Origin of the sequence: Streptomyces gobiensis (genome assembly GCF_021216675.1) — a bacterium.
In the GTDB taxonomy this organism is placed as follows: domain Bacteria; phylum Actinomycetota; class Actinomycetes; order Streptomycetales; family Streptomycetaceae; genus Streptomyces; species Streptomyces gobiensis.
The window spans coordinates 888,829-911,869 of record NZ_CP086120.1; the positions used below are offsets into that span (position 1 = coordinate 888,829).

The window sequence follows — 23,041 nt, forward strand, 5'->3', positions numbered from 1 at the left end:
GCTCCTCAGGCCCGGTCGCGGGCCGCGCGAATGGCCGCCCTGATATTCGGATACGCGGCGCAGCGGCAGATGTTGCCGCTCATCCCCTCCTTGATCTGGGCATCGTCGACGGCGTGCCCCTCCTTCACCAGCGCGACCGCCGACATGATCTGGCCCGGGGTGCAGTAGCCGCACTGGAAGGCGTCATGAGTGATGAACTCCTGCTGCATGGGATGCAGTTCGTCGCCGTCGGCCAGCCCCTCGACCGTGGTGATCTCCCGGCCTTCACAGCTGATGGCGAGGGTGAGACACCCCAGGACCCGTCGGTCATCGACCCATACCGTGCAGGCGCCGCAGGTGCCCTGGTCACACCCCCGCTTGGCGCCGGTGAGGTAGAGGTGCTCCCGTAGCGCCTGCAGCAGGCTCACCCGTGGCTCGATCTCCACGACCTGCTCGACGCCGTTCACCGACAGGGCGACCTTGACCGGCCCGGGGCCGCGTTCCGGCAGCCCGCCGGTGCTCACCACCCTGTCTGTTTCCGTCGTATGGGCAGCCACCAGTCCCGCACCTCCAGAGGTTCCGTAGCCACTCCAGCCATTCCCTGTATGGCAGAAATGAGCGCAAAGGGCACACTAGCCGCATACGCCCCTATTCGCACTTAGGCTGGAGACAGCGTGAGCGCCCCCCGAACAGCCGACGATGACCAGGTCAGTGCCGTCTTCACCTGGAACGTCGAGCCCGGCAAGGACGCCGAGTTCGAGCGGTGGGCCCATGGCATCCATCGGGCGGCAGCGGCCTTCCCCGGCCAGCAGGGCGTCACGTGGCTACGGCCGGACAACGGCTCCCGTCGCTACCACGCCGTCGTACGCTTCCGGGATACCGAGAGCCTGGAGCGCTGGATGGAGTCCCCGGAGCGGGCGGACTGGCTCCACAGGCTCCAGGGGATCGCCACAGCGGCTCACCCCCACCTCACCACCACCGGCATGGAGTCCTGGTTCACCGTGCCCGGCGGGGTCGCGCACCCACCGGCCCGCTGGAAGATGGTGCTGGTCACGGTCCTCGGCGTCTACCCGTTCGTGCTCGCCTACACCGGGCTGGTCACTCCCCTGCTGCCCGGCTGGCCGCTGGCGCTCAAGGCGGCGCTGCTGCCGCTGTTCCTCTCGCCGATGCTCACCTATGTCGTGATGCCCTGGCTCAGCCGGGCGTTCCGGCGCTGGCTGTACCCGAACGACTGAACGACTGAACGGGCGCCCGGCGGTCCGTCGCCCGACCGTGCCGGTGGCCCATGCGTGCGCGTGCGCGTGCGCGTTTGCGTGCCCGTGCCCGTGCCCGTGCCCGTGGCTGAAACGTCCGCGGCTCAGCCGCGTATCAGTGGAGGAGGTCCGCGAAGAAGGGCGAAGCCGTTGACCAGCTCCACCGCCTTCACCATCCAGAACAGCGGCCGCGCCGCCCGCCGTTACGCGGAGCAGCGGATGCGTCCGCGCCGCTCCCCCACGGCTCCTCTGCTCCTGCTCATCTGGGCCGGAGCCGCCGCCGTGCTCTGGCTGTGGTGGTACAACACCCCCGCGGTCGTACGGACCGCCGACTGGTACATCGGCGCGGGGCGGATCACCGGCCTGCTGGCGGGCTACGGAGCCGCGGTGGTGATCGCGCTGATGGCCCGGGTGCCCGCCCTGGAACGGCGGGTGGGCTCCGACCGGGTGGCCCGCTGGCACGCCATGGCGGGCCGCTACACGGTGTTCCTCATCCTGGCCCACATCGGCCTGATCGTATGGGGGTACGCGGCACTGTCCGGCACGGACGTCCTGACACAGTCCGTCACCATCGTCTCCGACTACCCCCACCTGATCGAGGCGACGATCGGCACGGCGCTGCTGCTGCTCATCGCGGCCTTCTCCGCGGGCGCCATCCGCCGCCGGATGCGCTACGAGATCTGGTACTACCTGCATCTGCTGACCTACGCGGCCGTCTTTCTCGCCTTCTGGCACCAGCTCTCCACCGGCGCCGAGTTCACCGCCGTCCCGGCTGCCCGTACCGCCTGGTACGGGCTGTACGGCACGGTGACCGCCCTGGTGCTGTGGTACCGGATCCTTGCCCCCATCCGGCTCAACCTGCGGCACCGGCTGCGGGTGGAGTCGACCACCGAGGAGGCCCCCGGCGTCGTATCGGTGATCATGCGCGGGCGGCGGCTGGACAAGCTGGGTGCGGAGGCCGGTCAGTTCTTCCGCTGGCGGTTCCTCACCGAGAAGCTCCGCTGGACCGCGAGCCCTTACTCCCTGTCAGCCACACCGCGGGGCAATCTGCTCCGTATCACCGTCAAGGCGGCCGGTGACCACAGCGCGGCGGTGGCGGATCTCCAGCCGGGCACCCGGGTCTGGGCCGAGGGTCCGTACGGGGCACTCACCGCGGCCCGCCGCCGCCCCGGCCGCCGTACCGGCAAGGTCCTGCTGCTGGCGGGCGGAGCCGGGATCACCCCGATGCGTGCGCTCTTCGAGACGATCCCGGCCCGGCCCGGCGATCTGACGCTGCTCTACCGGGCGCGCCGGTGGGAAGACCTGGCGCTGTGGAGCGAGTTGCGGGCCATCGCCCAGTCACGGCAGGCACGTCTGGTGTACGCGGTCAACGGGCCCGATGGCGCCCGACCCGAGATCAGCGCCGAGAGCCTGAGCCGCGTCCTCCCGGACATCGCCGAGCACGATGTGTACATCTGCGGCCCGCCCGGCCTGACCGAGGAGTCATACGACGCGCTGCGCGAGGCCGGGGTCCCGGCCTCCCGTATCCACCACGAATCCTTCGAGCTGTGAGGACCTGGGGCCCATGAAGAAGCATCCGATCCGCCATATCCTGCTGAGCACCGCGGCCACCGTCTCCGGCGTCCTCCTGCTGCTCGCGCTCAAGTCGAACGCACCACTGGCACCGTCCGCACCACTGGCACCGTCGGCGGAAGCGGCCGGACCCGCCAGCCCCGCCGCACCGGCGGCGACAGCGGCTCCCGGCCAGCCGCCCGTACCAGCCACTCCGCCAGCCCAGCCACCGGACACTGGCCGGACCCTCACCGGGAACACCGTGCGGACCCAGTTCGGACCGGTACAGGTGCAGATCACCGTCTCCGGAGGGCGCGTCACCGCCGCTTCCGCACGGCAGTCCCCATCCTCCTCCCCGCGGTCCCAGCAGCTGTCATCGAGCGCGGTACCGCAGTTGAGCCAATGGGCGGTTGAGGCGCAGAGCGCCGACATCGACACCGTCTCCGGGGCCACCTTCACCAGCGAGGGCTACCGCGACTCGCTGCAGAGCGCCCTGGACCAGGCCGGTGTCTGAACCACGGATCCGCCATGCCGAGCAGGCGATGGGCACGGTGTTCTCGTTCGATGTACAGGGCACGGAACCCCTGGTGGCGCGGGCAGCGGTCAGGGAAGCGGTGCACTGGCTGCACCGGGTCGACCGGTTGTTCTCCACGTACCGGCCGCAGAGCCAGCTGAGCAGGCTGGCGCGCGGTGAAGTGGCCAGCACGGAGTGCGACCCCCTCATCCCCGAGGTGCTGCGACTCTGTGCGGACGCCGAGGCACGCAGCGGCGGCTGGTTCAGCGCCCGGTACGCGGGCCGCCTCGACCCCACCGGGCTGGTCAAGGGATGGGCGGTGGAACGGGCCGCCCAGCTGCTCGCCACGGCCGGCGCCACCGGCGTCTGCGTCAACGGCGGCGGGGACATCCAGCTGCGTGGACACCCTCAGGGGCGTCCCTGGCGGGCCGGGATCAGCGACCCGCTGTGTCCAGGTCGGCTCGTGACCGTGGTGGAGGCGGCGGGCCAGCTCGCCGTGGCGACCTCCGGCTCGGCGGAGCGCGGCTGCCATGTGGTGGATCCGCACACCGGGGCGCCGGCCAAGGGCGAACTCGCCTCGGTCACCGTGCTGGCGCCCGGCCTGGCCACGGCGGACGCATGGGCCACGGCGGCCTTCGCCATGGGCTCGGCGGCCCGCGACTGGCTCACGGAGCTGCCGGAGGTGGAGGCGTTCGCCGTAAGCCCGGACGGTGACACCTGGTGGACGGCGGGCTTCGAAGAGTTCAGCGCCCCGTACCCAACGCCGGGCAACCCGCGTAGACAGCGCTGACCAGCCCGATCAACTACTGACGGACTTAACCGTTACCGGGCGGTAAGAGCTGATATCTCCTGAGAACTACCGTTACTTCGCGGGTGGGCGCACAATGGTGGTGCGGTCAGGCTTGCGTGTCCGACGTCTCCAAAGGAGGGCGAGTCGCATGGCCGACATCTCACAGAGGGGCGACCTGGCAGGTCACCCCGACGCAATGGAAATGCGGGCCCGGTACACCCGCATGCTCAAGGGCCGGGATGTGGCGTTCGTAGACGGTCCGGTGTTCCTCATCGGTCTGTACGCCGCCGTGTCCCCCTGGGTCGTGAACTACGCGGCCGCACAGCCCGCACTCATGACACACAACCTCGTCATCGGTATCGCCATAGCCGTGATGGCCCTCGGCTTCACCATGGCTCCGGAAAGGATGAGCGGTCTGAGCTGGGCTATGTGCGCGATCGGCGTCTGGTTGGTGATTTCGACGTGGGCCGTCGGCGCCACCCCGAGCGCCGGAGTCATCTGGAACAACGTCGTCGTCGGTGCCCTTGTCTTCGTCTTGGGACTGGCGTGCGCGGCGACGGCGATGCGAGTCAACCGCGAGACGTAACGGCGTAAGGAGGCCATCCCGAGTCGCGTCGCTCCTCCCTCTCCAGCCCACGAGGAGCGACGCGACGGTCTGTCATACACCCAGTAGGGTCCGGCTATGCGCCTGAGAAAGCCGACCGCACTGGGAGCGGTGTGCGGAGTGCTCACCGCGGTGAACCTGCTCAACAACCGGTTCGCGCCACGGGCGGCCGTACCGACGTCGGTCGTGGCGTCCGCGCTGCTGATCGCGGTCGCGCGGCGGGCCGGGACCTCCTGGGACGACCTCGGGCTGAGCCGTACACGGGCCATCGGGGGCCTGCGCCACGGCGCCGTGGCGGCCGGCGGCGTCGGTCTGGCCTACGCGGCGGGAGCGGCGCTCCCGGCAACGCGTCCGCTGTTCGCCGATGAGCGGGCCGCGGACTCGCTCCCCGGCATTCTGCGCCAGGCCCTGGTGGATGTCCCGCTCGGCACAGTGCTGCTGGAGGAAACCGCGTTCCGCGGCGTACTCCCCGCCCTGCTGCGGGACACGAACGGCCACCGGGGCGCCGAGCTGATCTCAGCCGGGCTCTTCGGGCTCTGGCACATCCTCCCCTCCGGCGACCTGCCGGAGGCCAACCCGGCGCTGGCCGGACTCACCACCGCTGGCGCCCCGCCCTCCCGGGCGAAGGCCGCGATCGGCGCCATTGTCACAACGACGATCGGCGGCGGCCTCTTCACCCTGCTACGGCGCCGCAGCGGCAGCCTCGTCGCGCCGATGGCGCTGCACACCGCGTTCAACTCATTGGGCTATCTGATGGCTTGGCAGGTCAACTCCGTGCGTACAGACCAACGCCGGTCACGTCACCGTTGGCGGGCAGGACCTCCGGCAAGCCGCACGCCTCGAACAGCCGCAGATCAAAGAAGGCGGTGACATGCGAGACCGAAGGCTGGCCACATACGAGACCCGCGGCGGACAGGGTGAGCACCTGCAGCTGGAACGGCCGGAAGTCGCCGCCCTCCTGCTCGCGCATATACACAGCGAACGTGGGCTGGCCGTTCATCTCGGTCGGTATAAGCCGCATATCGCCGGGGCCGGCCGGGCACTGCGTATCGACGAGCTGCCCGATGTCCTGTGGCCCCTGGTACCAGCCCGGGAACGGCGGCATCTCCCAGACAGCGTCCTGGGCGAACAGCTTCACAATGACGCTGATGTCCTTTTCCTCAAAGGCCGCGACATAGCGCTCAAGCAGCTCCCGCTGCTCCGGACCGGTCGGTTCAACGACCTCGTCCTCGGATGGTGACACCTCCTTGACCTGAGCCCGGGCCCGCTGCAAGGCACTGTTGACGGAGACCGTCGTGGTGTCGAGCAGCTCGGCGACCTCGGCGGCCCGCCACTTGAGCACATCACGCAACAGCAGCACCGCACGCTGACGCGGCGGCAGGTGCTGCAGGGCGGCGACAAAGGCCAGCCGGATACTTTCCCGCGAGGTGACGATCGCGGCGGGATCGGCACCGTCCGCACCCACCATGGCGTCCGGCACCGGTTCGAGCCAGGGCACCTCCCGCTGCTCGACCAGGGTATCCGTGGGGTCGGAGCTGGGCCCCCCGAGCCCGGTGGGCAGCGGCCGCTTACTGCGGCTCTCCAGCGCGTCCAGACAGGTGTTGGTGGCGATCCGGTGCAGCCAGGTGCGCATCGAGGAGCGGCCCTCGAACTTGTCGTACGCCCGCCAGGCGCGCAGATAGGTCTCCTGCACCAGATCCTCGGCATCGTGCACCGAGCCGAGCATGCGATAACAGTGCGCCAGCAGCTCACGCCGGAACGGATCGGCCAGCCGCGGAAAGTCCTCGTTGACCTGATCGACCCGATCGACGTGATCGACGTGATCGACTTGGTTGTCTGCCATGGCCATGCCCTCTCATCACCTGAGCTGTCGCCGATGCCGCCATCGTGGCACGCAGGACTGACAAAAGGATCTCCTCGGCCACCGATGAGTTCTCGCGGCGGCCCCCGTCTACACCACCAAACCAGGATCCCCGCTGAGAGGACAGCACGATGACTGCTCAGACAGCCCCCTCCACCACTCCCATACCGACCCCGCAGAGCCGCAAGGCGAACATCGCCCTGTGGACGCTCCAGATCATCACCGCGGGAATGTTCCTCATGGGCGCGGTCATCAAGCTCACCGCCAGCGCGGGCTCCGTGGAGTCTTTCGACCAGATTGGATTCGGCGGCTGGTTCCTCTACTTCATCGGTGCCGCGGAGCTCGCCGGTGGCATCGGCCTGCTGGTCCCACGCCTCACCGGCCTGGCGGCGCTGTCACTTACCGCCCTGATGATCGGCGCGGTGATCACTGAGGTGGTCGTATTCGGCGGCGGCATGGTGATCGCCCCCATCGTGGCGCTGGCCTGCGTCGCCACCATCGCCTGGGGCCGCCGCCAGAGCACCGCCGCGCTGGTCCAGCTGCTACGCGAACGAGGCTGAGCGCCACACCGCGACGACAGCCGTCCGGGTCGGCGTCGAGACTGCGCTCCGGGGCGGTCGCGGCCCTGGCCCGCAGGGGCGGGAGCCGGTCAGGACGGCGCGGCCGTCCCTGGCGCGGGCGGCCTGTTAGTGCTTTCCTGGAAGTGGAGTCAAGGACCGTACGAACAGACGCGGAGAAGCGGAGAAAGACCGCGCACCGCGCAATCGGGATCTGCGAGAAGCAGGTGGTCCTTGGCTCTGTCCATGAGGTCGCGCTTCCACGGCCGAGGACCCGGTCAGCTGGTGGCTGACCGGCCGGGCAACCGGACGGTATAGGCCGCGGAAACGCACCGGGCCCCCGCCACTCTTCCGCTCACGCGGAAGCAGCAGGGGCCCGGCCCGTGTGCAGTTCTCTAACGCCGTATCGGCGCAGGATCTCGTCAGCCGAGGGTCGCAAGGACCTCGTTGAAGATCTTCGACGGTCGCATCACGGCCGCCGCCTTGGAGACAACGGGCTGGTAGTAGCCGCCGATGTCGGCCGGCGAGCCCTGGACGGCGGTCAGCTCGTCGACGATCGCCTGCTCCTGCTCGGTCAGCGTCTTGGCGAGGGCCGCGAACGCCCCGGCGAGCTGCGTGTCGTCGGTCTGCTTCGCCAGCTCCTGGGCCCAGTAGAGCGCCAGGTAGAAGTGGCTGCCGCGGTTGTCGATGCCGCCCAGCTTGCGGCTCGGCGACTTGTTCTCGTTGAGGAGCCTGCCGGTCGCGCGGTCGAGGGTGTCGGCGAGGACCTGGGCGCGCGCGTTGCCCGTGGTCTGCGCGAGGTGCTCGAAGCTGACCGCGAGCGCGAGGAACTCGCCCAGGCTGTCCCAGCGCAGGTAGTTCTCCTTGACGAGCTGCTGGACATGCTTGGGCGCGGAGCCGCCGGCCCCGGTCTCGAACAGTCCGCCGCCGTTGATCAGCGGGACGACCGAGAGCATCTTGGCGCTGGTGCCGAGCTCCAGGATCGGGAACAGGTCGGTCAGGTAGTCGCGCAGCACATTGCCGGTGACCGAGATGGTGTTCTCGCCCCGGCGGATGCGCTCCAGGGAGAACGCGGTCGCGTCGGTCGGGGACATGATCTCGATCTGCAGTCCCTCGGTGTCGTGCTCGGGGAGGTACTGCTTGACCTTGGCGATGAGGTTCGCGTCGTGCGCGCGCCCCTCGTCGAGCCAGAACACCGCCGGGTCGCCGGTCGCGCGGGCGCGGGTGACGGCGAGCTTGACCCAGTCCTGGATCGGTACGTCCTTGGTCTGGCACATACGGAAGACGTCGCCCGCGCTGACGGCCTGCTCCAGGACGGCGTTGCCGTTACCGTCGAGGACCCGCACGGTGCCCGTGGTGGGGATCTCGAAGGTCTTGTCGTGGCTGCCGTACTCCTCGGCCTTCTGCGCCATCAGACCGACGTTGGGCACCGAACCCATCGTGGCCGGGTCGTAGGCGCCGTTCGCGCGGCAGTCGTCGATCACGACCTGGTAGACGCCGGCGTAGCTGCTGTCGGGGATGACCGCGAGGGTGTCGGCCTCGTCGCCGTCCGGGCCCCACATATGGCCGGAGGTGCGGATCATCGCCGGCATGGAGGCGTCGACGATGACGTCGCTCGGGACGTGCAGATTGCTGATGCCCCGGTCGGAGTCGACCATCGCCAGCTCAGGGCCCTCGGCGAGCTCGGCCTCGAAAGACGCCTTGATGGCCGCGCCCTCGGGCAGCGACTCCAGGCCCTTGAAGATACCGCCGAGCCCGTCATTGGGGCTCAGACCGGCCGCCGCGAGCGCCTCGCCGTGCTCGGCGAACGTCTTCGGGAAGAAGGCCCGGACCACGTGGCCGAAGATAATCGGGTCGGAGACCTTCATCATCGTGGCCTTCAGGTGCACCGAGAACAGCACGCCCTCGGCCTTGGCACGGGCGACCTGCGCCGCGAGGAACTCGCGCAGCGCCGCCACCCGCATCACGGCCGCGTCCACAACCTCGCCCGCCAGCACGGGCACTGACTCACGCAGGACGGTGGTGGTCCCGTCGTCCCCCGCCAGTTCGATGCGCAGCGCGCCGTCCTCGGGGATGACCACGGACTTCTCGGTGGAGCGGAAGTCGTCGCCGTCCATGTGCGCGACGTTCGTCTTCGAGTCGGCCGTCCAGGCACCCATCCGGTGCGGGTTCGCCTTGACGTAGTTCTTCACCGAGGCGGGCGCACGGCGGTCTGAGTTGCCCTCGCGCAGCACCGGGTTGACGGCGCTGCCCTTGACCTTGTCGTAACGGGCGCGGACGTCCCGTTCCTCGTCCGTCTTCGGGTCGTCCGGGTAGTCCGGCAGCGCGTAGCCCTGCTGCTGAAGCTCGGCGATGGCCGCCTTCAGCTGCGGAATCGACGCCGAGATGTTCGGCAGCTTGATGATGTTCGCTGCGGGCGTCTTGACCAGCTCACCGAGCTGGGCGAGGGCGTCGTCAATACGCTGCCCCTCCGCCAGCCGCTCGGGGAAGCTGGCTATGATCCGGCCTGCCAGGGAGATGTCGCGGCTCTCCACGGTAACCCCGGCCGTCGAGGCATACGCCTTGACCACAGGCAGAAACGAATACGTCGCCAGGGCCGGGGCCTCGTCAGTGTGCGTATAGATGATGGTCGAGTCAGTCACCGGTACTCCGCTCCACGCCTACTTCGTCTCGACATCAAGATATCTCGTACTCGCCCCTTCCCCACAACCAGCCCCCACTCAAGCTGCCGGGGGCCGGGCGGTGAGACCCGTCACACGCATGCCAGCCGGGGCGCGTGGTGCCTCGTGCGTCATCCAGGTGATGGCCATGGCGTTGCGCGAGCGTCTCCCAGGGTCGCTGCGTACGGTCATGAGCATGGATGTGCCCTGCGGCAAGGTTGCGCGCCACCGCGTCGTTGGTGGGCTGCTGCTGGCTCTGTTGCTGCTGGGCTGTGCCGGGGGCGCGTGGTCGACGGCTGCGGCGGCACAGCGTTCGGGGCACGTAGTGGACGGCGCCCCGGTCGCCTGGGCGCATGGCGGTGCGTCGCACAGCGCCCAGCATATGTGTGCCTCCGCGGAGGGGCGGTGTACGGCTGCCCGCGCCGAGCCGGTTCCGTACGCTCACGCCCCCGTCACTGAGGAGGCGGTGGTGTTCCGGCCGCCGCTGGCTCCCGCGCGTCTGGCAGCGGGATCGCCATGGGCCCCGGGGCCGCCCTGTGGTGGGGGACGTTTCGCACTGTGCGTGATCCGCACTTAGGACGAGGACTCTTCCAGCGCCTCGCCGGGCGTGCCCGGGTCATCCGGCTGACCTGCGCGAGAGGCGCGTGCCGAGGATGCCCACTCCGCTCAGCTCACCCTTCTCTGCTTTCTGCTCTTCCTCTGCGAGAGATCCGCCATGCCCCATTTCCCCCTGCCTGCCGAGCCCGCTGAGTCCACCAGACCGATGCAGGGCGTGCCGCTCACCGACCGGTGCCGTGCCGTCTTCGCCAGCCGCGCCCACGCCTGCGTGGGCATCAGCCCGTTCAACAGCCACTTCACCGCCGAGCGGATCGCCGTGCTCGCCCGCTGGGCCCTCGGCGCTTTCACCCGCGTCCACTTCTTTGTCCCGGACACGGCGGCCGCCTTCACCCTGGAGGCGCTGGGATATGCGCCAGAGAAGGCGGTGTGGAAGGCACGCCGCCAGGGCCAGTACGTACGGAACAAGATCACGCGGGCGTTGTCCGAGGCCGGAATCAGCGCACCGGATGCCGTCATCCTCGATGGACAGACGCTGTCGGTAAACGACGCCTACCAGGAGCTTCTGAAGCAGGTCGAGGACCGCTACCGGGCCGATCCCGCTTTCGCCCGGGCCTGTCTGGGGGCGTCGGCCTGGACGCTGGAGCGCCGTGTTCCCGCCGGGCAGCGGCCGACGCCGGAGCAGCTGCGGGGCGCGGTGCGGTATTTCCTGGCCGAGTTGCCGCTGTTCCTGGACACACCGGGGATCGCGGGCGTGACCACCTCGGTGTTCTGCTACCACCAGGTGCCTGCCTTTCTCGATGACCTGTTCCACCACCGGCTGGCGCTGCGGCCGGTGGCCGGGCAGGGCTATCTGCACCTGGTGGAGGCGGCGCGGTGACACGGCAGGCGATGCGGGGGCTGGCGGACCTGGACGGCTGACCCTGAGCGGCACGTACGATGGCGTTTAGGTTTTCGTGGAGGGAGGCGGCCGGGATGCGGGGCTTCGGTGAGCTGGAGCAGGCGATCATGGACGTGGTGTGGGCCGCGGAGTCGCCGCTGACGGTGCGCGAGGTGCTGGAGCAGCTCAACCGCGACCGCCCGCAGCCGCTGGCGTACAACACGGTGCAGACGGTGATGGAGATCCTGCACCGCAAGGGCTGGCTGTCCCGGACCAAGGACGGCCGCGCCTTCCGCTACCAGGCGACGAAGAACCGTGAGGAGTACGCGGCCTCACTCATCGACCAGGTCTGGGCCACCGGCGCGGACCGTACCGCGACGCTGGTGCGGCTGGTGGATGAGATGGACGAGGCTGAGGTAGCCGAGCTACGGGCGGCACTGGCCGCGCGCCGCGAAGGGAACCGGTCGTGAGGGTGGCCCTCCTGCTGCTCGGCTACGCGGCTCTGGTGGGGGTGCTCGCTCCGATGCTGCTGGTCCGGTGGGGCTGGGCGGCGCGGGCCCCGCGGCTGGGTATCTGGGTCTGGCAGGCGCTCACCGCCACCGTCATCGTCTCCGTCGCGCTGGCCGGACTGGTGCTGGCCGTGCCCACGGTGCGGGTGAGCGGCAACCTGGCCGAGATGCTGGAGGCCTGCGCGATGGCGCTGCGGCAGCATTACGCCACACCGGGCGGGGCAGCCGCCGCCGCGACCGGCACCGTGCTGGCCCTGGCGCTGGCTGGCCGGATCGGCTGGTGTCTGAGCACCGGGCTGCTGCGGGCGCGCCGCGAGCGCGGCCACCATGCCCGGGTGCTCGCCATGGTCGGCAGCCACCGGCCCGACCTGGGCGTAACGGTGCTGGATGATGACCGCCCGGCCGCGTACTGCCTGCCCGGGCACGGGCACCGCATCGTGCTGACCTCGGCCGCACTGGCCGCCCTGGAGCCCCACGCCCTGACCGCGGTGATCGCCCACGAACAGGCCCACATCCGGCAGCGTCACCACCTGGCCCTGGCCTACGCCGACGCCCTGGAACGCGCCTTCCCCCGGGTGGGGCTGTTCCGGACGGCGGCGGACGAGACCCGACGGCTGGTGGAGATGGCCGCCGACGACGAAGCGACGGCCCGCACCAGTTCGCTCACCCTGGCAGGAGCCCTGGTCGAGCTGGCCGGGGCGGGTGCGCCCGCGGCCTCGCTGGCGGCGTCCGGCGGCCAGGTGGCCGGCCGGGTGCGGCGGCTGCTCGCCCCACAGCGTCCACTGCGCCACGCGGTCGCCTGGGGCGGGGCCGTAGCGGCGGGCGTGATGCTGGCGGTGCCGCTGGTGCTGGCCGCCCAGCCCGCGGTGGCCGCCACGAGCATGAGCACCTGTCCCCTGCCTGGAACCCCGGTCGCCAGCGAGCAGCTTCTCACTTGATCTCCTCGGGGCCAGGCCCAGGCGGGCTGTTGGGCCGTGCGGGACGAGGCAGTCAGCCGCGGCCCGGATGCCGCCGTGAACGCAGCCGTACGACCGCCATGGCCGCGACGGCGATCGCCGCCAGCGGCACCGTAGCGACGTACAGCAGCAACTCGGTGGGCATCCCGCCCTCCGGGCCGGTGCGCAGCCGATCGGCGTGCGCCTGCTGGTTGACGGTCAGCGCCACCACCAGGAGCAGGCCGATCACGATCGCGATCCGGCGCCGGGTCACCCGCAGGTTCAGCCACCGGCCGCTCACCCGCCCGACGACCTCGCGCACTACCGCCCCGGCAGCCCCGGCGACAAGCACCGGGCTGAGCGGGTTGTAGCGCCACGCCTCGTCGAGGTGTCCGAGCATCACCGCGTGCACCCCACGGGTGCCGCCGCACAGCGGCCCCATTACGCCCACATAGTGCAGCGGCCCGTGCAGATCGACCGGCGGCAGCCCGAAGACAGCCATCACCGCGCCTGCCGCGATCCCCGCAGCCGCCAGCGGGCCGGCCCACGGATGCCGGTCGCGGGCTTCCCAGACCAGCCGAAACGGCATCCACCGTCGCCCGCGCACGCTCATCACACCCTGCCTCCCGCCGTCTCGGTCACCAGCGCCGCACCATCACGGTGTGTCGCCGCTCATTCTCCGTGCTGCTCCCCGACCGGACGGGGGCAGGAGCCCGACGCCTGGGCAGCCCCGTAGATACCAGTGTCCGAGGACCGGTCATGGGGGGCCTCCTGCGGTCAGTGCTTCTCGGCGGCGATGTCTTTGATGATGGGGGCGAAGCCCCGGTAGGTGAGGGCACCGATGGACAGGGCTGCCACCCTGCCGGTCCTGTCCAGGACGTAGGTGGTGGGGACGGCCCGGGGGGCCAGCTGCTTGAAGCCGGTCGTGGTGCGGCCCTCGGGGTCGTAGATGCTGGGGTAGGTGATGCCGTAGTTGCGTTCGAAGGCTTTAGCCGCCGCCTTGTTGTCCCGGATGTCGATGCCGAGGAACTCCACTCCCAGCGGCGTGGTTTCCTCGTGCAGCTTGACCAGTTCGGGGGCTTCCTTGCGGCAGGGTGCGCACCAGGATCCCCAGACGTTGATGACGACGACGTCGCCGCGCATGTCGGAGATGTCCTCGTGGCCACCGTCCAGGGTGGTGCCCTTCAGGGTAGGCGTGAGGGTGCGTTCGCCCGGCTTGAAGTACTGCGAGGAGTTGCCTTGGGCCGCGCCCAGCGTTCCGGTGTCATCCTGGCCGCTCTGGGTGCTGCTGCCGCAGGCGGTGAGGGTGCCAGCGGTCAGGGCCAGCAGGCCAGCGATGGCCAAGCGCCGCGACGGTCCCATGTCGCGGGGGCTGGCGCGGGACGGTCGCAGGCGTATGGCGGGGGTGCTCAGCGTGGATCATCCTTCTGGAGCCGAACAGGGTCCGCGGTGTGGAGGTCAAGTTCGTGGTGGAACAACTGGACCTCCTCGCGGAGCTGTCTGATCTCCCGGTCGGTGCTGTCCCCTGCGGACGAAGAAGCGCAGCAGGACGACTTCTGCGAGTCCGCCTGCCGCGGCATCATGTGGCAGCCGCGGCCCTGGCGCATGGGCCGGATGCAGAAGAAATATGTGAAGGTGATCGCCGCCGCGGCGACCAGCGGGGGCAGGATGGTGTCGATCACCGGGTGCGCTCCTCGGCCGGAGCCTGCGACTGCTCAGGCTGCTTGTCGAGCTTGGCGCGCAGGTCGGCGAGCTCCCCACGCAGGGCGGTGACCTCCTGCTGGCGCGGGTCGGTGTCGAATCCCGCGCGGTCAGTGGTCTTGCCCTGCGAGTCCGGGGCGCTGGCGGGCTGGCGGCCGGCCTTCATCATGAACCACATCATGGCGCCCATGCCGAGGGGGCAGGCGAGCACGGCCAGTGCGTAGAAAGCGTCCATCACGGTGCTCCTTGTTCAGGGGGCTGGGTCTGTGGGGGTGGTGGGGGGTGACGATGGGGTGATGATGGGGCCGCCTTCAGCAGGCGGCGCAGGCGGCGCTCGGAGAGCCGTCCATAGGAGAACGGCTTGCCGTCCAGGAGCACGCCGGGGGCGAACAGGACTCCCGCCTCGGCGCCGAGTCGTCGGCCTTCCTCGCTGGTCAGGTCGGTCTCGTTGATCACCAGAGGATGGTCGGCCGCGACCTTGGCCAGGACGGTCTTGGCGTGCTCGCACAGCGCGCAGTCGGCCTGCGTGAGCAGGGTGATCCGGTGCGGGACCCCGAACAGCAGCTCTCCCATTCAGAGGCCCTTTCCGGCAGGTCACAGGCCACACCGCCCACGAACACCTATGCAGCTTCGGACCTAAGTTACATAGGAGATAGGCTCCCTGTCGACCCGCACCCTCGCCCGAGTGAAAGGCGCCGCCGTGCTCCTCGCCTCCGTCGACGTCGGCCAGGTGGTCGGCTCCGGATCCCTGCTGCTGGCCGCCCCCATCGCCCTGGCCGCCGGAACGATCACCGTCGCCTCCCCCTGCTGCCTGCCCCTGGTCCCCGGCTACCTCTCCTACGCCACCGGAATGACCGCCGCCGACGCCCACGCCGAACAGGACAGCCCAGACCGACGACCCCGACGCCGGGCCCTGCTGGGCACCGCCCTGTTCATCCTCGGCTTCGCCGCCGTCTTCACCGCCTACGGCGCCCTCTTCGGCGCTGTCAGCACCCTGCTCCTGGCCCACCAGGACGTCATCATCCGCGTCCTGGGTGTGCTCACCATCCTGCTCGGGCTGATGTTCATGGGCGCCCTGGGCCGCATTCCACTGCTCTCACGCACGATGCGACCGCAGTACACCCCGAAGGCCGGAGTGGCGAGCGCCCCGGTCCTGGGAGTGATGTTCGGCATCGGCTGGACCCCCTGCATCGGCCCCGCCCTCGCCGCCGTCCTCTCCCTGTCCATCACCACCGGCTCCGCCGCGCGCGGCGCCTTCCTCGCCTTCCTCTACGCCGTCGGCGTCGGCATCCCCTTCCTGCTCTTCACCCTCGCCCTCGGCAAATCCCTGCGCGCCTTCTCCTTCGCCCGCCGCCACACCCGCACCGTGCTGCTGATCGGCGGCGGACTGCTGGTGGCCGTCGGCATCGCCCAGGTCTCCGGCCTGTGGACCCTGATGATCTACGAAATGCAGGTCTGGATCGGCGGCTACGAACTCCCCCTGTAGGCCATGACGGGGCACCCCGTCACACCACTCCGAAACCCCTTAGGTGTTACGGTCAGGACAAGGGAACCGGCGGGAAATCACCCTCCGCGAGGAAACGGAGACGAGGTGTGCGACATGATGGGAATGATGGGACCGGGGATGATGATCCTGTGGCTGATCATTACCATGGTGGTCCTGGGTCTCGGAGTCGGCGGGGCAGTGTGGCTCGCCCGCTCACTGACGGACCGTTCCAGGCCCCCCGAGCTGCCCGCTCAGCCGGATAGCGCCCAGCAGGAACTGCGCCAGCAGTACGCCGCGGGCAACATCGACCGCGAAGAGTACCTGCAGCGCAAGATCGACCTGGAACCGTAAGCCACCCCAGTCGCCCAGCCCATGACGCCCGGCCCGGTGCCGGACGCAGCCCTCACTTCAGCGCGCGCTTCAAGGCGCACTGCTGCCGCAGGCGATCCCCTCCACGGTGGTGATGGACCGACAGGGCCGCATTGCGGCACGCGCTCTCAAGGCGCTCACCGAGGAGGAGGTTCTCGGCATGCTGGGTCCCATCATCACGGAAACCCGGTAACCGGCATGCCCTCCCGGCCCTCCTAAGCACCGTCCCTCCCGAATCCGTGCCCCATGAGGGCCGGGAGGCTTCCTCCCCCCGGGGCCAACCAGCCTTCTCCGGCCCCTGTCCTCTCGGCTGTGGCCACCTCACCGCACCCTGGTGTCAATTGGGTTGCGGCAAGCGCCCCACTGGCAAGACATGAGGAAACCCCCCGCCCTGGATGGACAGGGGCCTCATGTGGACACGTGCACGTCTCCACAGGGGACGCAGATCCAGCTGCCGCCACCAGCTGTCCCCGCTTCACCTCACGGCCACTTCGGGCGGGGCATGGCTACTCCCTCTTCCTCGCCTTCCCACACTTCGGGCACGAGCACGGAGGGAAGGCGGAACTGATGGGCGGCGGGCCGCCCTTGGTCGATTCGCTCTCTTTGACGGTGACCCGCTTCCCGTCCGGACGTACCCGGTACACCCTGATCGTCATCACTGGTCATCACCCCATCCGCACAGGGCCCGCAACTGGTCAGCGGCAATGACCAGAGCCAGGTCCTGGGCCAGCTCGGAGTCCGGGTCGATCCAGCCCTCACCTAGGAAATCGCGGTGCAGCCCATCGTGTCCCCGCTGACCGACACAGGAGAACCGGGAGGCGGCCGGGGGCGGCATGTCATGCCAGGCCGGGCGCTGGGCGCCACACAGGCAGCTCACCGGGCACCCCCGTGGAGGGCGCGCCGGTCCAAGTCGAGACCGAGATACACGGCTGTGTAGAGCACGCGGCGCCGCTCCTGCTGCTCATACGCCAGCAAGTACGGCCTCACAAGCGGCTCACTATCCACGTACCAGGGACCTTCCGGAAGGCCATACGGACTGCGATGCCGGGGCAGCGCCGCGGAACGGGGCTCTGGGTACGGCGCTGCCCCGGGCTGCTGAGGGATGTTCTGGTCGCCTGCCGGGCGCCACTCCTCCAGCCCGTACAAGGCTGCGATCGCGGCTCTCGCCAAAGCAATCAAGGCATGGATAATGCCCATTGTCGTCAACTCCAGTCAGTTGGTGGCCGCACCCCCGGACAGTTCGTCGCTGTCGCGGGGGCCTTGCGTTGGTGACTTCATCGAAACGCAGCCGTTGAACACGCGGAGGGGCCAGACAGGGGGCCAGGGAGGGGCCAGACTTGACTGAGAGAGGGGGCCAGATGAGTAGTGAGCGGCGGAAGCAGTGCGGGGCATACCTCGCGCGGCTCAGGCGCGAGGCAGGGAAGAGCCAACGGCAGTTAGCCGAGCGACTGTGTTCTCTGTCTGGTCTGAACACACTGACGCGGAACGAAGTATCGCGGTGGGAACGTGGTGAGCGGATCCCCGATGACTGGCTACCGCTCATTGCCCGCACTCTGGATGTGCCATTCGTCGACCTCGAACGGGCAGCGGCGTACGCACGTGGCGAAGCCTCCCCCACGGATGCCCTGAGCCCCGTCGAAACCCTGCGGCAGCTCCTGCCACCCGATGATTTGCTTCTGTCCCTTGAGCCAGTCGGCGGTCGTCGCATCGGAGCCGACGCCGTAGCGAGCCTCGCGGGGAGGGTGCATGGCCTGAGACTGGCCGACGACGTACTGGCCGGGGGCGACTTGCTGGCCCCCGCGCTGCGGGAGCTGAGTGCTGCGGTACGGCTCTACCGGGAGAGCAGTCACACCGAAGAGGTAGGGCGTCAGCTCCTCGTCCAGATTGGGGAGCTGTCACAGATCGCGGGATGGATCGCGAGCGATGCCGGAGAGCACGAACGGGCGGAACGGGCCTACCGTCTCGGTATCTCCGCCGCCCGTGAAGCCAGGGACCGTACGTTGGTCGGCAACCTCGCGGGATCTCTCGCCTACCAGTGGTCCAACACCGGCCGAGAACGTGAAGGCGTTTCCCTTGCGCGGGCGGCTCTGGACGAAGCAGGGCCGGATGCACACCCGAAAGCACGGGCGATGTTCCTCGACCGCGTCGCATGGGCGCACACACGGGCAAAGGAAGCGCAACCCGCTTTGCGGGCGCTTGAAGAGGCTCACGACACGCTCGCGTCCGAATCCGTCGAAGAAGCCCCGCAATGGGCGTACTGGGTCTGTGACGATGAACTGCGGGTGATGGACGCCCGGGTCTTCACCGAGCTACGGCGACCACTGAGAGCCGTACCGATGCTGGCCGATGTCCTGGGCGGATACGACTCCACGCATGCACGGGAAGTCACGCTGTACCGGTCCTGGCTGGCAGTTGCCCTCGCTGATGCCAACGAGCCAGAGCAGGCAGCGGAAGAAGCGCAACGTGTCCTCTCCGGCGTCGTGGCCAGCGAACGGACCGCCGAACGCTCACGCGTCGTACTGCGGCACCTGCAACCGTTCGAGGAAGTGCCCGAAGTCGGCACCCTCCTGGACGACCATGGGCACCTGCTGTCCGCATGACGACAACCTCGCCAACATGAAGTTTCCCCGTGATGTTGGACACTCGATGCTTACGCCGCGAGGGCCTGTCCTTGCTCGTGTCGCTGTCGGATCTCCAGCGGGGTGAGGTAGCCCCAGGCCGGATGCTTCCACAGGCGCTTTCGGTTGTAGAAGGTCTCGATGAAGGTGAAGATCTCGGTGCGGGCGGTGGCCGGGCTGGGCCAGCGCGGGTGCCGGTCTCCTCTTTGAGTAGCGCGAAGAAGCTCTCGGCGGCGGCGTTGTCGTAGCAGGAGCCGGTTCTGCCATGCTCTGGCGAAGGCCCAGCCGACGTATTTCACGACGCAGTTCGTCGGAGGTGTATTCGCTGCCGCGGTCCGAATGCACGATGCAGCCGGACTGGAGTCGGCCACGGCCGGCAGCCATCATCAGCGCGTCGACAACCAAGGACGCGCGGTGATGGTCGGCCATCGATTAGCCGACGATCTCGCGGGTCGCCAGGTACAGCCAGCCCTCGTCGCCCGCGCTGGGGTGCCACCGCCCGGCAGGACCGCCCCCTCGCCAGTCGCCGGGAGCAGGGACTCACACGACCCATTTGCCTGCGCCGTGCAACCTGGATCGGCTCATGCCGTGTCCGCCGGATGGCCGCGTTCTCGGTGCTACACCCGACGCAGGCGGGAGAGCAGTCCCCGGTGCGCCCATCCTGTCCGGCGCAGACCCGTCCAGACGCAGCAGGCAGCCATGCCGATCGCAAGCGCAGTCGCACCGAGCGCAGACGGGACGGCGTTTATCACGGCAATGCCGATCACCACGGCGACGACTCCGTCGAACTGCCACGCCACGATTCGTAGCCCGGAGAGGTCGCCGAGTGGCGTGATGATCGGGAGAAGCAGTTCGAGCGGCAGATGCAGCTTCATCTCACGCAGGAACCTGGCACCAAGCACCAGCACCACCGACCCTGCGACGAGTAGGACCGTGTTCACCAGGGGTCCGCTGTGAAGCGGCCACTGGGTCATGATCGCAAGGCCACCACCCAGGCAGGCTCCGACCGCTACGGCGACGACAGGCCATGCCAGCGTGCGGGCGAGCGCCCCACCCCACCACTCACCGAACAGCGGAGCCAGGGTCAACTCGTCGCGCAGGCCGCGCCACGTCTCGCTCACCCACCCGGATCCCAGGTACACACAGACCGACCCAGCCACCCACAAGAACAACGCCAGGCTGTCTTCCGGCCCGGCCACCCCGAGCGTCAGCACGGCACCGCCGATCAGCAGGAGCATCACGGCTGCAATCGCGCGACCGGGCGTTCGAAGCGCTCGAATCGCACCCTGAGCGAGATACCCGCGAAGGCGTCCGTCCGGGCGGATCAGAGCCGAGGTGAGCCCGCGCGGCTCCGGTCGGTATAGGTCGAGCGCGTGGTGGAGCGTACCCGTCCACGCATACGCTTGGGCCTGGGATGCGCGTGCCGACTCGCGTGCGAGTCTGGCGAGGTCGACCGTCCGGATCGACCGGAAGGCTGCCCGTCCGAGGGCCGTAGCCGTAGTCGCCAGCACGCCGGCAACGAGCCACAGGCCGCCCCCGCCCTCCGGAGCCATTCGGCTCATCACTGTCACGACGAGTGCCACAGCGCCCACGGCGGAAGCGAGCACGAGATTGTCGGGCACCGATCGGACCTGGCCCCACAACCAGGCCACCGCGGCGACGGCACTGAGCCCCACCGCGACCGCAAGACCCTGCAGCGCAGTGTCGAAGTGATCGAACAGGTCGGTCGTGAGGTACGCCGCCGTGCACGCCGACAGCAGCGTGGCCGTGCCCGCGTACGTCAGCCGGCGCCGGGCGATCGTGCCGAGGTAGCACGTCGGGGAAATGTCCGTGGACATGAACACGTGCAGCAGGAAGGGCCGGATCACCAGCGGTCCCCAGAACCGGCCCGCGAGTTGGGCACCCCAGCACGCTGCAACGGCGAGCGTGCAGGCCACGGGCGTCGCCCCGGCGAGAGACCCCACGGAGATGAGCGCCGGCGAAGTGCTCGCGGTGTAGACGACCGGCACCAGATAGATGAGGGCGAACAGAGCGATGAGATAGGCGGTGTACGCGCGGCCACGCACCGTGGCACGGTCGCCGCGGCGAGCGTACCGGTGCCATACGGCGTGGACGCGAGCCCTGGCATCGGAGTCGGGTACCGCGGTGCTGTGCGTTGTCATCCCAACTCCACGCGACCGTCGCACGCTTCCACCAGAGCGGCCTCGTGGGTGGCGACCAGGAACGCCGTGCCCTTCTTCGCCCGCTCGGTGAGCAGTGTGGCCACCAGATCGACGCGGTGACTGTCGAGGTGCCGCTCCGGCTCGTCGAGCAGTACGACGTCAGCAGGACGAACCAAAGTCAGCGCAAGGCTGAAGAGTTGCAACTGTCCGGACGAGACCTGATGGGGAAACCGTTCACCCAGTGAAGAAAGTCCCAACCGCTCGATGACACGTTCAGCGCGTTCGGCGGTTCTCGGGGCATTGCCGTACCAGGAGGCAGCGACCAGTGTCACCTGCTCGCGCAGCGTCATGTCACGGGCGACGGGAATCGGTTCGACAAGCGAAGCCACGAGACGTCGGTGCAGAGGCTTTGCCATGTTGGCGGGTTCGCCCATCACCGAACACGAACCGGCCGTCAGACTCCGACTGCCCAGGAAGGAACGCAGGAGAGTGGTCTTCCCCGAGCCGTTGCTGCCGGTGACACACCAGAACTCGCCTGGCATCACCGTGAACGTCGTAGGCGCAAGCAGCGTGGTATCGCCCAGCGTGACCGTCGCGCCGTCTGCCTCGAGTACAGGAACTCCGGTCACTTTCGCTCCAGAACCACAAGCATCTCTCGTGAGCGTGCGCTGTAGTCCTCGCCCGCGTACGTCCCGTTGACGCTCGCCACCTCCAATCCGGCCATCGCACCATCAGTCGTATCTCCGGTAGCGTCGCCCAGGTGGCTGTCTCGTGAAATGCAGTGAGTTTTGATGCACTCTGGACCAAGAAGATACTCATGATCGCCTGGGAGGCGCGATCTACAGTCTGAGTTATCGACACCATCTGCTCTCGGCCCAAATGGATATGTCACCGAAGTCGCATCCCCGCCCGCACCAAGGTACTCGGCGAGGTCGCTGCAATCGAGGAAGGCCGCACCCTCCGGCTTCAAGTGCCGTTCAATGACACGGAAAAGATCAATTTTCTCATCGTGACTCTGGGCAAGGAAAAACGTATTCCTCGAAAGGGTGATGACGTTGAACTTGGAATCGAGCTGAGCATCGCGAAAGTCGGCTTCAACCACTTCAATTTTGTGATCACGTCGCCTGCTCTTGAGCAAGTCCAACGACGGCCGTGATGCGTCGACCGCCACCACCCGCGCGCCGGCGTCGGCGAGCGCGAACGACGACACACCCGTTCCGGCTCCCAGGTCCAGAACGGCCTGTCCGGCCAGTGGCCGGTGCGAGGACACCATGCCACAAGCCCAGCCCCTGCGGAAAGCATCGATGACACCAGGTCGTAGGCGTCAATTGCCGCCGCGTCATACACACTCGGGTCACTCACGGGGACGACCTTTCCTCACCATCTCATTGGCCACGGTGATGGCACCCGGCAGGTTGAATCCCACCTCAGCCGTCGAACGACCGCTGGCGCGTACGCCAGTCACCCGAGGCACAAATCCGACATTCGAACGGAGTCGGGGCGCGTGAACGAGGTAGTAGGCGATCTCGTCGGGCCTGGCCAGGCTACGGCGGGCCATCACCCACCTGGCGCCACCCCACATCGGTGTTCGGCGCCGGGCAATCACTCGTAAGTGGGAAACGAGCCTGCCGGAACAGGCCATGTGCGGCGGCCGTGCTTGGGCGGACGAGACCGTGCCTGTTGGGTCAGATTTCACTGGATGCCCGGACCAGGGCCTTTGACCAGCAAGAACCGTATCCAGCCTCACCGCCCACCACGCCCCGTCACGATCGCTCCGGCCCTCCAATACGCAGGACCAGGGGTTCGAGCCCTTCGCCATGAAGCAGATCAATCTGTTTGACGGGCGTCCAGGGCGACACCGACGCAGAGTACCAGCGGCTCGTCGAACAGAACGTGATCCCCTGGTTTGTCAACGGCCTCCTGCCAGGCCCAGCAGGTCAGACGGGGCAAAGCCGGTCCGGGCGGCTGCCGGATACAGGGGACTGCGGCGCTCTGCGGGCTCCCCGTGCGGCAGCCCGCCGTACGGGGTCGATGGACAACGAAGGGTCCTTGATACC

Annotated in this window: 28 protein-coding genes and 1 pseudogene; 15 read left to right on the forward strand and 14 right to left on the reverse strand. The window is 68.7% G+C overall.

The window, feature by feature from the left end; genetic code table 11:
* Positions 1-5: 5 nt before the first annotated feature.
* Complete coding sequence (locus test1122_RS04110; protein ID WP_422396924.1) at positions 6-536, reverse strand: (2Fe-2S)-binding protein; 531 nt, start codon at positions 534-536, stop codon at positions 6-8.
* Between the two features lie 117 nt (positions 537-653).
* Between test1122_RS04110 and test1122_RS04115 the strand changes: the two genes are divergently transcribed.
* From test1122_RS04115 to test1122_RS04140, 6 genes are all read left to right on the forward strand, one after another.
* Positions 654-1,214, forward strand: coding sequence for an antibiotic biosynthesis monooxygenase (locus tag test1122_RS04115; protein WP_232267790.1), 561 nt, complete (start codon positions 654-656; stop codon positions 1,212-1,214).
* Positions 1,215-1,451: 237 nt separating this feature from the next.
* Complete coding sequence (locus test1122_RS04120; RefSeq protein ID WP_232271754.1) at positions 1,452-2,783, forward strand: ferredoxin reductase family protein; 1,332 nt, start codon at positions 1,452-1,454, stop codon at positions 2,781-2,783.
* A gap of 13 nt (positions 2,784-2,796) precedes the next feature.
* On the forward strand, positions 2,797-3,297 hold the full coding sequence (locus tag test1122_RS04125; protein WP_232267791.1) for an FMN-binding protein: 501 nt from the start codon (positions 2,797-2,799) through the stop codon (positions 3,295-3,297).
* Positions 3,298-3,325: 28 nt separating this feature from the next.
* Positions 3,326-4,087 (forward strand): FAD:protein FMN transferase, encoded by a 762-nt coding sequence (locus test1122_RS04130; protein WP_232271755.1) that lies wholly within the window; start codon positions 3,326-3,328, stop codon positions 4,085-4,087.
* Positions 4,088-4,235: 148 nt separating this feature from the next.
* Positions 4,236-4,673, forward strand: coding sequence for an SPW repeat protein (locus test1122_RS04135; protein ID WP_232267792.1), 438 nt, complete (start codon positions 4,236-4,238; stop codon positions 4,671-4,673).
* A gap of 96 nt (positions 4,674-4,769) precedes the next feature.
* Positions 4,770-5,561 carry a CPBP family intramembrane glutamic endopeptidase gene (locus test1122_RS04140; RefSeq protein WP_232267793.1) on the forward strand — a complete coding sequence of 264 codons (792 nt, stop codon included), beginning with the start codon at positions 4,770-4,772 and terminating at the stop codon, positions 5,559-5,561.
* On the opposite strand, the gene test1122_RS04145 is transcribed toward test1122_RS04140, so the two are convergent.
* Entirely contained in the window at positions 5,458-6,534 is a 1,077-nt protein-coding gene (locus tag test1122_RS04145; RefSeq protein WP_232267794.1) for a sigma-70 family RNA polymerase sigma factor, read from the reverse strand. The genes test1122_RS04140 and test1122_RS04145 overlap by 104 nt on opposite strands.
* Before the next feature lie 149 nt (positions 6,535-6,683).
* On the opposite strand from test1122_RS04145, the gene test1122_RS04150 reads away from it, so the two are divergent.
* Positions 6,684-7,112, forward strand: coding sequence for a DoxX family protein (locus test1122_RS04150; RefSeq protein WP_232267795.1), 429 nt, complete (start codon positions 6,684-6,686; stop codon positions 7,110-7,112).
* 419 nt (positions 7,113-7,531) lie between these two features.
* Here test1122_RS04150 and test1122_RS04155 read toward each other — a convergent pair whose 3' ends face one another.
* Positions 7,532-9,751, reverse strand: a complete 2,220-nt coding sequence (locus tag test1122_RS04155) for an NADP-dependent isocitrate dehydrogenase (protein ID WP_232267796.1) — start codon at positions 9,749-9,751, stop codon at positions 7,532-7,534.
* A gap of 166 nt (positions 9,752-9,917) precedes the next feature.
* Between test1122_RS04155 and test1122_RS04160 the strand changes: the two genes are divergently transcribed.
* From test1122_RS04160 to test1122_RS04175, 4 genes are all read left to right on the forward strand, one after another.
* The gene (locus tag test1122_RS04160) at positions 9,918-10,346 is read left to right on the forward strand and encodes a hypothetical protein (protein WP_232267797.1); all 429 of its coding nucleotides are present in this window, start codon (positions 9,918-9,920) and stop codon (positions 10,344-10,346) included.
* A 138-nt stretch (positions 10,347-10,484) separates the two neighbouring features.
* Complete coding sequence (locus test1122_RS04165; RefSeq protein ID WP_232267798.1) at positions 10,485-11,204, forward strand: tRNA-dependent cyclodipeptide synthase; 720 nt, start codon at positions 10,485-10,487, stop codon at positions 11,202-11,204.
* Between the two features lie 95 nt (positions 11,205-11,299).
* The gene (locus test1122_RS04170; protein ID WP_232267799.1) at positions 11,300-11,674 is read left to right on the forward strand and encodes a BlaI/MecI/CopY family transcriptional regulator; all 375 of its coding nucleotides are present in this window, start codon (positions 11,300-11,302) and stop codon (positions 11,672-11,674) included.
* The gene (locus tag test1122_RS04175) at positions 11,671-12,651 is read left to right on the forward strand and encodes a M56 family metallopeptidase (RefSeq protein WP_232267800.1); all 981 of its coding nucleotides are present in this window, start codon (positions 11,671-11,673) and stop codon (positions 12,649-12,651) included. The genes test1122_RS04170 and test1122_RS04175 overlap by 4 nt, the downstream gene beginning before the upstream one ends.
* 52 nt (positions 12,652-12,703) lie before the next feature.
* Here test1122_RS04175 and test1122_RS04180 read toward each other — a convergent pair whose 3' ends face one another.
* From test1122_RS04180 to test1122_RS04200, 5 genes are all read right to left on the reverse strand, one after another.
* Positions 12,704-13,261 carry a DUF2752 domain-containing protein gene (locus test1122_RS04180; protein ID WP_232267801.1) on the reverse strand — a complete coding sequence of 186 codons (558 nt, stop codon included), beginning with the start codon at positions 13,259-13,261 and terminating at the stop codon, positions 12,704-12,706.
* A 164-nt stretch (positions 13,262-13,425) separates the two neighbouring features.
* Positions 13,426-13,992, reverse strand: a complete 567-nt coding sequence (locus test1122_RS04185; protein ID WP_232267802.1) for a TlpA family protein disulfide reductase — start codon at positions 13,990-13,992, stop codon at positions 13,426-13,428.
* A gap of 65 nt (positions 13,993-14,057) precedes the next feature.
* Positions 14,058-14,330, reverse strand: coding sequence for a hypothetical protein (locus test1122_RS04190; protein WP_232267803.1), 273 nt, complete (start codon positions 14,328-14,330; stop codon positions 14,058-14,060).
* A complete protein-coding gene (locus test1122_RS04195; protein WP_232267804.1) occupies positions 14,327-14,584 on the reverse strand; it encodes a hypothetical protein in 258 nt (85 codons plus the stop codon). Before test1122_RS04195 ends, test1122_RS04190 begins: the two co-directional genes overlap by 4 nt.
* The gene (locus test1122_RS04200) at positions 14,584-14,922 is read right to left on the reverse strand and encodes a glutaredoxin family protein (protein ID WP_232267805.1); all 339 of its coding nucleotides are present in this window, start codon (positions 14,920-14,922) and stop codon (positions 14,584-14,586) included. Before test1122_RS04200 ends, test1122_RS04195 begins: the two co-directional genes overlap by 1 nt.
* Positions 14,923-15,034: 112 nt before the next feature.
* On the opposite strand from test1122_RS04200, the gene test1122_RS04205 reads away from it, so the two are divergent.
* Together test1122_RS04205 and test1122_RS04210 are read left to right on the forward strand one after the other, a co-directional pair.
* Positions 15,035-15,835 (forward strand): cytochrome c biogenesis CcdA family protein, encoded by an 801-nt coding sequence (locus tag test1122_RS04205; protein WP_232267806.1) that lies wholly within the window; start codon positions 15,035-15,037, stop codon positions 15,833-15,835.
* Between the two features lie 114 nt (positions 15,836-15,949).
* Entirely contained in the window at positions 15,950-16,186 is a 237-nt protein-coding gene (locus test1122_RS04210; RefSeq protein WP_232267807.1) for an SHOCT domain-containing protein, read from the forward strand.
* 673 nt (positions 16,187-16,859) lie between these two features.
* Here the strand turns inward: test1122_RS04210 and test1122_RS04215 are convergent.
* Positions 16,860-17,081: a hypothetical protein gene (locus tag test1122_RS04215; protein ID WP_232267808.1), complete on the reverse strand. Its 222-nt coding sequence runs from the start codon at positions 17,079-17,081 to the stop codon at positions 16,860-16,862.
* 481 nt (positions 17,082-17,562) lie between these two features.
* On the opposite strand from test1122_RS04215, the pseudogene test1122_RS04220 reads away from it, so the two are divergent.
* Positions 17,563-17,718, forward strand: a pseudogene (locus tag test1122_RS04220) (helix-turn-helix domain-containing protein); the annotation flags it as partial.
* 18 nt (positions 17,719-17,736) lie between these two features.
* On the opposite strand, the gene test1122_RS04225 reads toward test1122_RS04220, so the two are convergent.
* The gene (locus tag test1122_RS04225) at positions 17,737-17,952 is read right to left on the reverse strand and encodes a hypothetical protein (RefSeq protein ID WP_232272083.1); all 216 of its coding nucleotides are present in this window, start codon (positions 17,950-17,952) and stop codon (positions 17,737-17,739) included.
* On the opposite strand from test1122_RS04225, the gene test1122_RS04230 reads away from it, so the two are divergent.
* On the forward strand, positions 17,947-18,804 hold the full coding sequence (locus test1122_RS04230) for an NsdA family TPR-like regulatory protein (RefSeq protein WP_232271756.1): 858 nt from the start codon (positions 17,947-17,949) through the stop codon (positions 18,802-18,804). The genes test1122_RS04225 and test1122_RS04230 overlap by 6 nt on opposite strands.
* A gap of 50 nt (positions 18,805-18,854) precedes the next feature.
* Here the strand turns inward: test1122_RS04230 and test1122_RS04235 are convergent, their stop codons facing one another.
* The 4 genes from test1122_RS04235 to test1122_RS04250 form a co-directional block, all read right to left on the reverse strand.
* Complete coding sequence (locus tag test1122_RS04235) at positions 18,855-19,121, reverse strand: hypothetical protein (RefSeq protein WP_232267809.1); 267 nt, start codon at positions 19,119-19,121, stop codon at positions 18,855-18,857.
* A gap of 318 nt (positions 19,122-19,439) precedes the next feature.
* Positions 19,440-20,888: a hypothetical protein gene (locus tag test1122_RS04240; RefSeq protein WP_232267810.1), complete on the reverse strand. Its 1,449-nt coding sequence runs from the start codon at positions 20,886-20,888 to the stop codon at positions 19,440-19,442.
* A gap of 92 nt (positions 20,889-20,980) precedes the next feature.
* The gene (locus tag test1122_RS04245) at positions 20,981-21,613 is read right to left on the reverse strand and encodes an ABC transporter ATP-binding protein (RefSeq protein WP_232267811.1); all 633 of its coding nucleotides are present in this window, start codon (positions 21,611-21,613) and stop codon (positions 20,981-20,983) included.
* On the reverse strand, positions 21,610-22,257 hold the full coding sequence (locus tag test1122_RS04250) for a class I SAM-dependent methyltransferase (protein WP_232267812.1): 648 nt from the start codon (positions 22,255-22,257) through the stop codon (positions 21,610-21,612). Before test1122_RS04250 ends, test1122_RS04245 begins: the two co-directional genes overlap by 4 nt.
* Positions 22,258-23,041: the final 784 nt, after the last annotated feature.